Below are 14,374 nucleotides of genomic sequence, written 5' to 3'. Positions count from 1 at the left end.
GTATGGATGCATCTTAATAATCCCCCACTACAAAATCAGTGATAACTCACACATAAACATTCTTATTGTTTGATACTTTCTAACCTTGTGTGTAGTTTTTACAGAGTCAATTGTGATTAATCATAGAGTTAAATCATGTTAGAGAAGGATTTTTATTATGACTTTAGAAAGTTATCGTGATAAAAACTATCATAATGAATGTGTTAACCATCCTGATGTTGGGCAAAAATGCCAAGCCAACTCACGAGAGGTGGCCGAAAAATACAGTCTGATCCATGAAGAGGTCAGTTTGCCCGCGGCGGTCATCCAGCAGTCTAAACTCAACAACAATTTAGATTGGATGCAGCGTTTTGCGCAGCAGCATCAAGTGAAGCTCTGTCCACACGGCAAAACAACCATGATCCCGAGTCTCTTTCGTCAGCAGCTTGAGCATGGCGCGTGGGGGATCACAGTGGCCACTGCTGCGCAAGCTGAGGTGGCCGCTAGCGCAGGTGCAACGCAGATCATCATTGCCAATCAACTGGTCGGCAAGGTGAATATGGCCATCGTGGCTAACCTTATTGAGCAGCGTGGAGTGAACATTTATACCTGCGTTGATTCAACACTCAACGTCAAAGTGTTGGGGGAATATTTTACTCAGCGCCAGATCCCGCTCAATCTGCTTATTGAATATGGTGTGGAAGGCGGTCGCTGTGGTTGTCGTGATCAAAGCCAAGTGTTATCGCTTGCCCGCTTCATTCAACAACAGAGTCATCTCATATTACGTGGTATTGAAGTCTACGAAGGGGTGATTCATGGTGACAATGCGGAGGAAATGATCCGGCAATTCTTGAGCCAAGCCTTGGCGTTAACCCGTGCTTTAAAGCAAGAAGTGTTGATTGCCGATAAACCTATGGTGACCGGGGCAGGTTCAGCATGGTATGACGTGGTTTCTGAATGCTTTTCGAACCTAGACGATGTAGAGGCGATCATTCGCCCCGGTTGTTATGCAATCCATGACACTGGAATTTATTTAGCCGCTCAGAATAAGGTGATGGCTCGCGCAGAAAAAAACCAGGGCGTGGCATGCGATCTGGGGGGCGATCTCCAATCTTCTCTTGAAGTTTGGGCACACGTTCTTTCTCGACCAGAAAGCAACAGACTGGTGGTTGGGTTAGGTAAGCGTGATGTGGCTTTTGATGCAGGATTACCCACACCTGAACGGGCTTATCGTAATGGACAACTTATTTCGGTGGGCAATGCGCAGACCATAGCGGTAATGGATCAGCATGCCTTTATTGAGATTGATTCAGACAATGAACTCAATGTTGGAGACATCATCGCGTTCTCCACATCGCATCCATGCTTAACGATTGATAAGTGGCGTTCCATCGCAATATGTGATGATGACTATCAAGTTACGCATTGGGTTGAGACTTGTTTCTAAACCGAACGCCGTGAGTCCGCTCGCTTTAAGGTATACTCACGGCAAAAATGGGCGCAGAGCATCTCGGGTCGGCACGCCGACCATCGCCCCCTACAGCAAAAAATAGGACACTAGGTTGAGTTTAGACGTCGATATTATTTCTCGGATCACCGAGCGATTCAGTGCGCTACGCGATGCGGAAAAAAAAGTCGCAAAATTGATCATGGACGATATTGAAACCGCTGCGAATGCCAGTATCACGGAACTGGCAGAAAGAGCCGCGGTGAGCGAAGCCACCATTACGCGTTTTGCCAAAGCGGTTGGTTGTAAGAATGTTCGTGATATGAAGATCAAACTAGCTCAAACGCTCACCGTTGGTCAGCGCTTTATTCTTGAGCCTCCCGATCAAAGCGGTTATCAAGGTATCTATGAGTCGATTAAACAGTCGCTGGATATCAACCGAAATTTGATCAATGAAGCGGATATCGCGACCGCCGTCGAGTGGCTGCATGAGGCAAGACAAGTGATTGCGATCGGCATGGGCGGAGGCTCGACCATCGCCTCGCAAGAGATGCAGCACCGCTTATTTCGCTTAGGTTATGCTGTCGTGGCTTATAATGATGGCCTGATGTCACGCATGATCGCATCAACTGCCGATGGTAATGATGTGATTGTGATGCTCTCGGCTACAGGGTACACACCCACCATTATTGAAAGCGCAGAGCTTGCCAAAGAATACGGTGTGAAAGTGATTGCGATTACCCCTAAGGCGACACCTTTAGCAAAAATCGCAGACCTCACTTTGCCAATTGAGCACCAAGAAACCGACTTTATCTATAAACCATCTGCTTCTCGGTATGCCATGTTGGCCTTAGTAGATGTATTGTCTATGGCTTTAGCGGTCAACCACAAACGCCGTTCACGCGATAAACTCCGCCGCTTAAAACTGGCTCTCGACTCGTATCGTGGCGGTTTAGATCGCCAACCGCTTGGCGATTAAATGCCGGTAGCACATTAAAACGTTAACTGGATCGGTTAGCGTTTTTTTTGATTAAAGAAAAAACACCTCGCACCGATAAAAGAACAAGTAAGCAATAGTGTGAGGAGTGCAGCAGCCATGGCCATGACGGTAAACACCAATGTGTCAGCGCTGGTCGCACAGCGACATCTCAATTCCGCTTCCGAGATGCTCAATCAATCTCTTGAGCGCCTCTCTTCCGGCAATCGCATTAACAGTGCGAAGGATGACGCTGCAGGGCTACAAATATCGAACCGTCTGGAAACGCAAATGCGTGGCCTGAGCATTGCCGTGCGTAATGCCAACGATGGCATTTCGATCATGCAGACCGCAGAAGGGGCGATGCAGGAAACCACTCAACTATTGCAACGTATGCGCGATCTCTCTTTGCAATCGGCCAACGGCTCGAACAGCGCCGCTGAAAGAACCGCATTACAAGAAGAAATGGCCGCTTTAAACGATGAATTGAATCGAATTGCTGAAACTACCTCTTTTGCTGGGCGAAAACTGCTCAATGGCCATTTTGAAAAGGCCAGTTTCCAGATTGGAGCCAGCAGTGGTGAGGCGGTACAGCTTTCACTGCGCAATATGCGATCCGACAGCTTGGATATGGGCGGCTTTAGCTACGTTGCCTCCGCAATGGCGGATAAAAAGTGGCAAGTCGCGAAAGGTAAGCAGCAACTCAATATTAACTACGTCAATGCGCAAGGCGAGAATGAGAACATTCAGCTCCAAGCGAAAGAAGGCGATGATATTGAAGAGCTGGCGACTTACATCAATGGCCAAACCGATAAAGTTTCAGCTTCTGTGAATGAAAAAGGGCAGCTTCAACTTTACATCGCGGGTAAAGAGACTGCTGGAACCCTATCGTTCAGTGGCAGTTTAGCCAACGAATTGCAAATAAACTTATTGGGTTATGAAGCGGTGGATAATCTCGATATCAGCAGTGCAGGCGGTGCGCAACGCGCTGTCTCGGTCATTGATACGGCACTAAAGTATGTCGATGGGCATCGATCGGAATTGGGGGCAATGCAAAACCGCTTCCACCATGCGATCAGTAATCTCGATAACGTGCATGAAAACTTGGCCGCTTCTAATAGCCGGATTAAAGATGCTGATTACGCCAAAGAAACCACACAAATGATTAAGCAGCAGATTTTGCAGCAAGTCAGCACCTCGGTGCTGGCACAAGCCAAACGACAGCCCAAATTTGTGCTGTTTCTGCTGCGTAATTAAAAGCAAAGCCCCCAATATCGTCTATGAAAGATAAATCTTGAGTGCCATAGTGCACTTTTTGTGCATTTTAAGAGCCTTGTGCCTAATTTTTAGTCAAACAAACTTTTTTCTTAAAAAATCGAAAATTTTTCCTAAAGGATTTAAAAACGGCGCCGTTATAAAAGGTAACTTTGAGAGAACTACTTTGGTTTTCCGAGACGTCGGAAACCGGATACATCGGAAAATCAATTGGAGAAATCACCATGGCAGTAAATGTAAATACCAACGTGTCAGCAATGACAGCACAACGTTACTTGAACGGTGCAACAAACGCACAACAAACGTCAATGGAGCGTCTATCTTCAGGCTTTAAAATCAACAGCGCTAAAGATGATGCTGCCGGCCTACAAATTTCTAACCGTTTGAATGTACAAAGCCGCGGTCTGGATGTGGCAGTACGCAACGCGAATGATGGTATTTCAATTGCTCAAACCGCAGAAGGCGCGATGAATGAAACCACCAACATTCTGCAACGTATGCGTGACTTGTCACTGCAATCTGCGAACGGCTCGAACTCCAAATCTGAGCGTGTTGCGATCCAAGAAGAGATCACGGCACTGAATGATGAACTGAACCGTGTTGCTGAAACAACCTCATTCGGTGGTAACAAACTACTGAACGGTACTTTCTCAACTAAGTCGTTCCAAATCGGTGCTGACAACGGTGAGGCGGTAATGCTAACCCTGAAAGACATGCGCAGCGATAACCGCATGATGGGTGGTACTAGCTACGTTGCAACTGAAGGCAAAGACAAAGACTGGAAAGTACAAGCGGGCGCAAACGACATCACTTTCACGCTGAAAGATATTGATGGCAACGATCAAACCATCACTGTTAATGCTAAAGAAGGTGATGACATCGAAGAAGTCGCAACTTACATCAACGGTCAAACCGACATGGTGAAAGCGTCTGTCAACGAGAAAGGTCAGCTACAAATCTTTGCTGGTAACAACAAAGTAACCGGTGATGTAGCCTTCTCTGGTGGTCTGGCGGGTGCATTGAACATGCAAGCTGGCAAAGCTGAAACCGTTGATACTATGGATGTAACCTCAGTAGGTGGCGCGCAACAATCGGTTGCGGTTATCGACTCTGCACTGAAATACGTAGATAGTCACCGTGCTGAACTGGGTGCGTTCCAAAACCGCTTCAACCATGCAATCAGCAACTTGGATAACATTAACGAAAACGTTAATGCCTCTAAGAGCCGAATCAAAGACACGGATTTCGCGAAAGAGACAACCGCTCTTACCAAATCGCAAATCCTGTCTCAAGCGTCAAGTTCAATCTTGGCTCAGGCGAAACAAGCGCCAAATGCGGCACTTAGCCTACTGGGTTAATCCCCACACCATAAAAAAATCCAGCTTCGGCTGGATTTTTTATTTGCATCCAGTTTCATTAATTAGTGTCTAACTTCACGAAAGTGAAGGGGATTTTCTTTTTTTTAAAAAAAGCCTGAAATTTCTCTAAAGGATATGTATTTCTCGCCGTTACAAGATACGAGAGAAATGAGGTAAACCGAGGTGAGGTGAGAGACACCGAGGTTTACCAACTTATCGGCCTAAGGAGATCAATATGGCAATTAATGTAAACACGAATGTGTCTGCCATGACCGCACAGCGATATTTGAATGGCGCTGCTGATGGTATGCAGAAATCAATGGAGCGTTTGTCGTCCGGCTACAAAATCAACAGTGCCCGAGACGATGCCGCAGGTCTGCAAATTTCTAACCGTTTAACATCGCAAAGTCGTGGTTTGGATATGGCGGTGAAAAACGCCAACGATGGTATTTCTATCGCCCAAACTGCGGAAGGGGCGATGAACGAAACGACCAACATCTTACAACGGATGCGCGATCTTTCGTTGCAATCCTCCAACGGTTCGAACTCCTCTTCTGAACGCCGAGCGATTCAAGAAGAAGTGTCCGCCCTCAATGATGAGCTGAATCGTATTGCAGAAACTACCTCATTTGGTGGTAACAAGCTGCTTAACGGTTCATTTGGTCATAAATCGTTCCAGATTGGTGCTGATTCGGGAGAAGCTGTCATGCTCAGCATGGGCAGTATGCGCTCGGATACCCAAGCGATGGGCGGTAAAAGCTATCGCGCTCAAGACGGGAAAGCCGCAGACTGGCGTGTAGGCGCTGCAACAGACCTTACCCTGAACTACACTGATAAACAGGGTGAAGCACGTGAAGTGACCATTAATGCCAAACAAGGTGACGACTTAGAAGAGCTTGCGACCTATATCAACGGTCAGACCGATGACGTTAAAGCCTCAGTAGGTGAAGACGGTAAAATGCAACTGTTTGCTTCATCGCAAAAAGTGAATGGTGATGTGACGATTGGCGGTGGACTCGGTGGTGAAATCGGTTTCGATGCAGGTCGCGATGTGACTGTGGCGAATATCGATGTTTCCACTGTAGCGGGTTCACAAGAAGCCGTTTCAGTACTGGATGGTGCATTGAAAGCGGTGGATAGCCAACGTGCTTCATTGGGTGCATTCCAGAACCGTTTTGGTCACGCGATCAGTAACTTGGATAACGTTAACGAGAACGTGAACGCCTCTCGTAGCCGTATCCGTGATACCGATTATGCTCGTGAAACCACGGCGATGACGAAAGCGCAGATATTGCAACAAGCAAGTACCTCGGTGCTGGCGCAAGCGAAGCAGTCACCATCTGCAGCTCTGAGCTTATTGGGGTAACCCTTTGAGCTCACACGAGCTAGTAAGTAACATGCAGTAAATGTTACTTATAAGGTGGAGGGAGATTGTTATGGAAATACCATCCTACGCATCGAACATCCAGCCTTACGGCTCGCAAAGTGGCATTAAAATTGCTTCAGAAAACGATAATGCAAAAAGCGTTTCGCTTTCAGGGGATAACAGCCGCTCGGTTTCGCGTGCAGATAAATTATCTGAACACTTTTCTGAGCAGGCCAGGGCAAAGCAGCAAGAATCGGTTGATACGGCAATGGAGCAAGCTAGACAGCGCCAACGCCTCAACGAGGAGCAGCTTGCCAAAATGGTGGATCAAATGAACGAGTTCGTGAAATCCATCAACAAAGGCCTGTCTTTCAGATTGGATCAAGAATCCGGGCGTGAGGTGGTTACCATTTATGAAGCCTCGACGGGTGATATCATTCGTCAAATCCCCGAGGAAGAAATGCTTGAGGTATTGCGTCGCCTTGCTCGTGAACAGGATCATCGATCCGGTTTACTCATGGCAAAGGTGTAACACGGTTTTTGAGGTGATTGAATGAGTTTAGGCCCGATGGGGATGAATACTGGCTTTGACATCAATGGCATGGTCAGCAAAATTGTCAGTGCGGAGCGCGTACCTAAGCAGCAACGCATTGACAATGAGCGCACCAACATTGACACCAGTATCAGTGCCTATGGTCGGCTCAGAGAGTCGCTGGATACGATGAAAAATCTGATGACCCAGTTTCGTCAGGAGAAGGCTTTTGCAGTACGCAAAGTCGACACCAGTGATGAAAAGGTCGTCTCCGCGACTGCCACCACGGAAGCGATCGCTGGCAACTATTCCGTCGATGTGTTGCAGCTTGCTCAAAGTCATAAAATTGCTTCTGAAGTATTAGATAAAGAGGCAAAGTTTGGCCCGGGCAAGCTGCAAATTTCATTAGGCGATAAGAATTTTACTCTGGATGTACAAGCCAACTCCAAACTGGTCGATATCGTTCGTGGGATCAATGGTGAAAAATCCAACCCAGGCGTGCGTGCTTCCATCATTAACGATGTTGAAGGGCCACGGCTGATTGTCGCCTCTAACGTATCGGGCAAAGACAACAGTGTAAAAATGTCGGCTCAAGCGGAGCCTGGCAATCCACTCAAACAACTTGAATACAAAACATTAGAACAACGGGTACGTGATTTAGAAAAAGCGCGCGCCCAAGCACAGCAATTAATTACCCCTCTGACGCCTGAGCAACAGAAAGTTGCGGCAAAAGTCGCCGAAAAAATTGGTGATGCGGCACGCGTAGTTGATCAAGAAGTAGCGCAAGAGATTCGTAATGCCGCCCAACACGCGCAAGGTGCAGTGGGAGAAGCCAGTAATGCTGGTGAACTCACCGATAGCGCAGTCAAAGCCGCTGCGAGTGCAGCAAGTGAAGCCAAAAAATACCTTAAACCAGAAGACAGAATTCCTGGCTGGAGTGAAACCGCTTCAGGCACCTTACTTGATTCCTACTGGGAACCTGAGGAAGAGCTTGATGCGAAAGGCAGCGAGAAAGCGTCTGATGTGCCTGGTTGGAGCAATACGGCATCTGGCACATTGCTTGACTCTTACGTGACGCCTAAAGAAGCACAGCAAAAACTAGAACAAAAACTGGCTCAAGAAAAGGCAGATATTGAAGCGGCGATTCGCAGCGGAAAAATGACGCCGGAAGAAGCCAAAGCGCAAGCGCGCGCTAAACTCAGCCCCGAAGAGCGCGCCTACATTGAACAAGTAGAAAAAGCACAAGCCGCCTTGAATGCTGCACAGAGTGCGTTTGATGGCTATGGCGGTATGACCGAAGTGCAATCGGCGCAAGATTCGATGGTCGTGTTGGATGGGGTAGCCACCTTATCCAGTAACAACAACATCATCGAAAATGCGATTGAAGGGGTCAATCTTACCTTAAAAGGAAAAACGGATCGCAACCAAACTCCCGCCGAAATCGGTATCGAGTATGATCGCGATCGGGTGCGTACCGACATTGAGCAGTTTGTCGCCGCCTATAACCAGTTTTTCCAAACCAGCAAAGAATTGGCTGGAGTTGATCCCCGTACAGGACAAGCTGGGCCTCTGGCGGGAGACAGCATAGTTCGAAGTGCTGATTCACGTTTAAAAACAGTCTTTTCATCGAGTATTGAACAAGCACCTGACAATTTAAAATCGCTTACCGAGTTTGGTATCACCACTACCCGACAAGGGACGCTCGAAATCAACTATGATATGCTCAATCGCCAATTAAATAGCAACTTCACCAAGTTGGGCGATTTTTTTGGCGGTAATCAAGGTTTTGCCAAACGCGTTGAAGATGCGATTTCGAATATGACTGGAGTAACCGGCTCTATTCGGACACGTGAAAAGAGCTTGAATGAGCAGACTTATCGACTGGATGATGACCAACGTGCGTTGGATCGCCGCATGGATAGCTTGGAGAAACGTACTCACTCGAAATTCAGTGCTATGCAAGATGCCACCAGCAAAATGCAATCTCAACTAGCTGGCATGATGAATGCGTTAGGTGGTTAATGTGGAAGCAGAACTGCAACGATTGAGTGATCTCGATCAACAAATTGCATCTCTTCTTGCCGAAGACGACATTCATGCTGAAGATATTTTGCAGTTGGTCGATAACAGGGAACAGCTATTGCATAGCTTGTTAGGTTATTTAGCTGAGCATCCTGAATTGGCGCAGTCCGATTTATGGCTCAAGGCAATCAGTAATACTCAACAACTCGTTGAACAGATGCAGTTAAAAACGGCGGCGATAGGCCAAACACTTTATAAATATCGCCACGGAAATAAATCGGTTCAACAATACAAAAAGTTTTTATAAGAGGAAGACTATGCGTGGTTCTTTACAGGCGTACAAAAAAGTATCAGTGGATAGCCAGCTAAGTGCGGCCTCACCGCATAAAATCGTCCAGATGTTAATGGCCGGAGCGATCGAGCGCTTGATTCAAGGTAAAGCGGCGATGCAGCAAGGCAATATCCCTGTGAAAGGTGAGCGTTTGGGTAAGGCATTAGACATCATCATCAGTCTGCGCAGTTGCTTATCGATGGACGATGGTGGTGATATTGCCAAAAATCTTGATCAACTGTATGACTTTATGGTTAACCAAATTACTCAAGCCAACCATAAAAATGATCCGCAAATGCTGGATGACGTGATCGAGATAATCCGTGAAATAAAATCGGCTTGGGATCAGATCCCTCCTGAATTTCACAACTTAACGGCAGCCGAAGTCGGTATTTGATTTCCGTCAGGGAAACTCTTAACGGATATCACACCCAGCAAATGCTTGGTTGCCTTATTTGCTGATTTAAATAGAATAGAAGCCACTAACTAGCCAAGTGGCTTTTTTTGTTGCTGATTTCCACAAATTGTCTATCGTTTATTCAGGTTATATATAAAAAATCAATCACCTGAGAATGATCTTCAAAAGGTGCAACCACAACTTCTTATAATAAAGGCAAATAATCTCACCTATGCAAAGTTTAGCGAAACTACTTGTGATTGAGGACGATGCCGCTATCCGGCACAACCTTAGTGTCATTTTAGAATTTGTAGGAGAGCAGTGTGAGGTCATTGAGTCTACTCAGATTGCCCAAGTCAATTGGTCTGCAGTGTGGGCGGGGTGCATTTTAGGTTCGTTATGTGGTCAAACGCTTTCTAAAGAATTAATTCAATCTTTGACCAAGGCAAACCATATTCCGCTATTGATGGCAAATAAACAGCCATATTCCTTAGAAGAATTTCCCAATTATGTGGGTGAATTAGACTTTCCGCTGAATTACCCACAATTGAGTGATGCATTACGTCATTGTAAAGAGTTTCTTGGGCGCAAAGGTTTTCAAGTCCTCGCAACGGCACGCAAAAATACATTATTTCGCAGCCTTGTTGGGCAGAGCATGGGCGTGCAAGAAGTTCGTCATTTGATCGAACAGGTTTCCACTACGGAAGCGAATGTGCTGATTCTAGGGGAATCAGGTACAGGAAAAGAGGTTGTTGCGCGCAATATTCATTACCATTCAGGGCGTCGTAATGGCCCTTTTGTTCCTATTAACTGCGGAGCCATTCCGGCAGAACTGCTGGAAAGCGAACTATTTGGTCACGAGAAAGGGGCGTTTACGGGAGCAATAACTTCACGTAAAGGTCGTTTTGAATTGGCTGATGGTGGCACGCTGTTTTTAGATGAAATCGGTGATATGCCGATGAGTATGCAAGTTAAATTGCTGCGTGTACTGCAAGAACGTTGCTTTGAACGTGTTGGGGGCAATAGCACCATCAAGGCGAACGTGCGTGTGATTGCGGCAACCCACCGTAACTTAGAAGAGATGATCGAGGAACAAAAATTCCGTGAAGATCTCTACTATCGTTTGAACGTATTCCCGATCGAAATGCCTGCGTTGCGTGATCGCAAGGAAGATATTCCGCTATTGCTGCAAGAATTGATGACTCGTATGGAAGCAGAAGGTGCACAACCTATCTGCTTCACGCCTCGTTCAATCAACTCGATGATGGAGCATGATTGGCCGGGTAACGTGCGTGAACTCGCTAACTTAGTTGAGCGTATGGTCATCCTGTATCCAAACAGTTTGGTTGATGTGAATCACTTGCCGACCAAATATCGTTACAGTGATATTCCGGAATTTCAGCCTGAACCTAGCCGTTTTAGCTCGGTTGAAGAGCAAGAGCGTGATGTGCTGGAAGGGATTTTCTCGGAAGACTTTGATTTTGAAGAGCCACATGAGTTTACCGATATTGATGCGCCACAAGCTTTGCCGCCGGAAGGGGTCAATCTGAAAGAGTTACTGGCTGATCTTGAAGTGAATTTGATCAATCAAGCGTTGGAAGCACAAGGTGGTGTGGTCGCCAGAGCGGCAGATATGCTCGGTATGCATCGTACCACCTTGGTTGAAAAAATGCGCAAATACAATATGCAACGCTAAGGAAGACCATAGTCAATATATTGGCATGATTTAACTTGTTGATTTTGAATGATAATGGCTTGGCATGACTCTTGCGTGTCAGGCCATTGTTGCATTTAAATACAGAGAGTGGACGATGAGCGCAGTGCAAGAGCAGCATTCCCATTTGGATTCGTTAGAAGATCAAGTTGAGCGCTATAAACAAGTGCTGGATGTGATGCCTGCTGGCGTCATTTTACTTGATACTCAAGGTATAGTCCGTGAAGCCAACCCAGAGGCGCAGCGTTTGCTGGATGTTCCTTTAGTTGGTGAGAAATGGTACAGCGTCATTCAAATTGCTTTTGCTCCCCGTGAAGATGATGGTCACGAAATCTCTCTGCGTAATGGGCGTAAAGTTCGGTTAGCGATTTCGGCCTCCGCCACAGGACAACTCATCCTCATTACAGATTTAACCGAGACACGCCTATTGCAGTCGCGGATCAGTGATTTGCAACGACTCTCCTCGCTAGGGCGTATGGTCGCATCGTTGGCTCACCAAGTGCGCACACCGCTTTCCAGTGCCATGTTGTATGCCGCAAACCTCGCTGCCCCCAATCTGCCTCCTGCAACGCGAGATCGTTTCCAAAGTAAACTGGTTGATCGATTGCACGATCTAGAAAAACAGGTCAACGATATGCTGCTCTTTGCCAAAGGGGGCGATAATAAAGTGGTTATGCCTTTTTCGATTGGTGAGCTAGCCTCTGAATTTATGCCTATGGTCGAAACCGCACTGAAAAATAACCTGATCGATTATGGGCAAGAAGTCGAAAATGAAGAAACTATGCTATTGGGCAACGCCAATGCTTTAGCCTCTGCGCTCAGTAACTTAGTGATGAATGCAGTACAAATTGCTGGCAAAGGCTCACAAATTGATGTGTTTTTCCGCCCAGTCAATGGCGAACTCAAAATTTCTGTGCAAGATAACGGCCCTGGAGTGCCAGAGGCACTACAACACAAAATTATGGAACCCTTTTTCACCACTCGTTCACAAGGCACAGGTCTTGGTTTGTCGGTGGTACAAATGGTATGTCGCGCCCATGGTGGGCGGTTAGAACTGATATCCCAAGAGGGGGAAGGTGCTTGTTTCACCATGTGCATTCCTCTGGAACGTCAGGCAGATAGCTCAAACTCAGAAACGGGAGAGTGAAGATGGCTCAAAGCAAAGTCTTAATCGTAGAAGATGACGAAGGTCTTCGCGAAGCATTGATCGACACCTTGGCTTTAGCGGGTTATGAGTGGCTGGAAGCCGATTGCGCGGAAGACGCTTTACTCAAACTCAAATCTAACAGTGTGGATATTGTGGTTTCTGATGTGCAAATGGCGGGCATGGGTGGCTTGGCTCTGTTGCGCAGTATAAAGCAACATTGGCCAAACCTGCCTGTCTTGTTGATGACCGCTTATGCCAACATTCAGGATGCCGTATCTGCAATGAAAGATGGTGCCATTGATTACATGGCAAAGCCTTTTGCACCTGAAGTTCTGTTGAATATGGTCAGCCGTTATGCGCCAGTTAAATCGGATGACAATGGTGATGCGGTGGTGGCGGATGCCAAAAGCCTTAAGCTGCTCGCATTAGCTGACAAAGTCGCGAAAACCGATGCCAACGTGATGATTTTAGGACCCAGTGGTTCCGGTAAAGAAGTGATGTCACGCTACATTCACAACGCTTCCCCCCGTAAAGATGGCCCATTTATCGCGATTAACTGTGCGGCGATTCCTGACAACATGCTCGAAGCGACGCTGTTTGGTTATGAAAAAGGCGCGTTTACCGGTGCTGTGCAAGCGTGTCCCGGTAAGTTTGAACAAGCGCAAGGTGGTACCATTTTGCTCGATGAGATCAGCGAGATGGATCTGAACCTGCAAGCTAAGTTACTGCGGGTGTTGCAAGAACGTGAAGTGGAGCGTTTGGGAAGCCGTAAAAGTATCAAGCTCGATGTTCGTGTGCTCGCGACCAGCAACCGTGATTTGAAACAGTACGTGCAAGCGGGCCATTTCCGTGAAGACTTATACTATCGCCTCAACGTGTTCCCATTAACTTGGCCTGCATTGTGTGAGCGTAGAGATGATATTGAGCCTTTGGCGAATCACCTCATTGAACGTCATTGTAAAAAACTGGGCTTGCCAGTACCGAGCATTGAGCCAAATGCGGTGGCTAAACTTCTGAATTACCCATGGCCGGGCAACGTGCGCGAGTTGGATAACGTGGTGCAGCGCGCGCTGATTTTGAGTGAAAACGGCCATATCCAGAGTGAGCACATCCTGCTTGAAGGGGTTGATTGGCACGATGCGAGCAGTTTGCAACAAGTTGTGGCTGGTGAGTCAGTGGTTGCCCCACAGATTAAACCTGTTGCTGAGCCTGAAGTCTTTAAATCGCTAGTACAAGGTGTAGGCGCGCAGACGGCATCAGCATCTGGTTCTGGATTAGGTGGTGAACTACGTGACCAAGAGTTTGCCATTATTCTCGATACTTTGGCCGAATGTCAGGGACGCCGTAAAGAGATGGCGGAAAAACTGGGTATTAGTCCAAGAACCTTGCGTTATAAACTCGCTAAAATGCGTGATGCGGGAATTGATATTCCCGGTTGAGGGCATGGCATATAAATTGCTCTTTAGAGTTAGGAACAGAATTTTTGAGTCAAAGATTTGGCATCAGAGGTAGCAATGAGACTTGACGGTTTAAATAGCGAAATGCAAGCGATGATGTTTGAGGCAATGAACGCTCAACCAGCATCCACAGGTCAGAAAGTTGGCGCAGACTTTGGCGCAATGCTGAATAACGCGATCAATAACGTGAACGGCCTACAAAAAAACTCAAGCGATATGCAAATGCGCTTTGATCGTGGTGATGAAGGTATCTCGCTTTCTGATGTAATGATCGCCCGTAACAAGTCGACAGTGGCTTTTGAAGCCACCATTCAAGTACGTAACAAATTAGTCGAAGCGTACAAAGAACTGATGAACATGCCAGTATAACTTG

General features: G+C 46.8%; 13 protein-coding genes. All 13 read left to right on the top strand.

Going from position 1 to position 14,374, the window contains the following annotated elements; translation table 11 throughout:
• Positions 1 to 157 precede the first annotated feature (157 nt).
• The 13 genes from VOA_RS02775 (at position 158) to fliE (ending at position 14,370) form a co-directional block, all read left to right on the top strand.
• A complete protein-coding gene (locus VOA_RS02775; protein ID WP_000171585.1) occupies positions 158 to 1,426 on the top strand; it encodes an amino acid deaminase in 1,269 nt (422 codons plus the stop codon).
• 115 nt (positions 1,427 to 1,541) lie between these two features.
• Entirely contained in the window at positions 1,542 to 2,405 is an 864-nt protein-coding gene (locus tag VOA_RS02780; RefSeq protein WP_000050929.1) for a MurR/RpiR family transcriptional regulator, read from the top strand.
• Positions 2,406 to 2,522: 117 nt separating this feature from the next.
• The gene (locus VOA_RS02785; RefSeq protein ID WP_001251953.1) at positions 2,523 to 3,659 is read left to right on the top strand and encodes a flagellin; all 1,137 of its coding nucleotides are present in this window, start codon (positions 2,523 to 2,525) and stop codon (positions 3,657 to 3,659) included.
• Between the two features lie 242 nt (positions 3,660 to 3,901).
• Positions 3,902 to 5,035 (top strand): flagellin, encoded by a 1,134-nt coding sequence (locus tag VOA_RS02790; protein WP_000290376.1) that lies wholly within the window; start codon positions 3,902 to 3,904, stop codon positions 5,033 to 5,035.
• A 235-nt stretch (positions 5,036 to 5,270) separates the two neighbouring features.
• Positions 5,271 to 6,401, top strand: coding sequence for a flagellin (locus VOA_RS02795; RefSeq protein WP_000996998.1), 1,131 nt, complete (start codon positions 5,271 to 5,273; stop codon positions 6,399 to 6,401).
• A gap of 70 nt (positions 6,402 to 6,471) precedes the next feature.
• On the top strand, positions 6,472 to 6,933 hold the full coding sequence (flaG, locus tag VOA_RS02800) for a flagellar protein FlaG (protein WP_000405326.1): 462 nt from the start codon (positions 6,472 to 6,474) through the stop codon (positions 6,931 to 6,933).
• A gap of 21 nt (positions 6,934 to 6,954) precedes the next feature.
• Complete coding sequence (fliD, locus tag VOA_RS02805; protein WP_000052028.1) at positions 6,955 to 8,955, top strand: flagellar filament capping protein FliD; 2,001 nt, start codon at positions 6,955 to 6,957, stop codon at positions 8,953 to 8,955.
• A gap of 1 nt (position 8,956) precedes the next feature.
• Entirely contained in the window at positions 8,957 to 9,262 is a 306-nt protein-coding gene (locus VOA_RS02810; protein WP_000387034.1) for a flagellar protein FliT, read from the top strand.
• Positions 9,263 to 9,272: 10 nt separating this feature from the next.
• The gene (gene fliS / locus VOA_RS02815) at positions 9,273 to 9,683 is read left to right on the top strand and encodes a flagellar export chaperone FliS (RefSeq protein ID WP_001214988.1); all 411 of its coding nucleotides are present in this window, start codon (positions 9,273 to 9,275) and stop codon (positions 9,681 to 9,683) included.
• Positions 9,684 to 9,915: 232 nt separating this feature from the next.
• A complete protein-coding gene (locus tag VOA_RS02820; RefSeq protein WP_001190979.1) occupies positions 9,916 to 11,379 on the top strand; it encodes a sigma-54 dependent transcriptional regulator in 1,464 nt (487 codons plus the stop codon).
• A gap of 115 nt (positions 11,380 to 11,494) precedes the next feature.
• The gene (locus VOA_RS02825) at positions 11,495 to 12,544 is read left to right on the top strand and encodes a sensor histidine kinase (protein WP_001277174.1); all 1,050 of its coding nucleotides are present in this window, start codon (positions 11,495 to 11,497) and stop codon (positions 12,542 to 12,544) included.
• 2 nt (positions 12,545 to 12,546) lie between these two features.
• Positions 12,547 to 13,983, top strand: coding sequence for a sigma-54-dependent transcriptional regulator (locus tag VOA_RS02830; protein WP_000079332.1), 1,437 nt, complete (start codon positions 12,547 to 12,549; stop codon positions 13,981 to 13,983).
• A gap of 75 nt (positions 13,984 to 14,058) precedes the next feature.
• Positions 14,059 to 14,370 carry a flagellar hook-basal body complex protein FliE gene (gene fliE, locus VOA_RS02835; protein ID WP_032468380.1) on the top strand — a complete coding sequence of 104 codons (312 nt, stop codon included), beginning with the start codon at positions 14,059 to 14,061 and terminating at the stop codon, positions 14,368 to 14,370.
• The last annotated feature ends 4 nt before the right edge of the window (positions 14,371 to 14,374 follow it).

Source organism: Vibrio sp. RC586 (assembly GCF_000176715.1).
In the GTDB taxonomy this organism is placed as follows: Bacteria; Pseudomonadota; Gammaproteobacteria; order Enterobacterales; family Vibrionaceae; genus Vibrio.
Note: the sequence above shows the minus strand (reverse complement) of the source record. Positions and strands in the feature narration are given on the sequence as shown.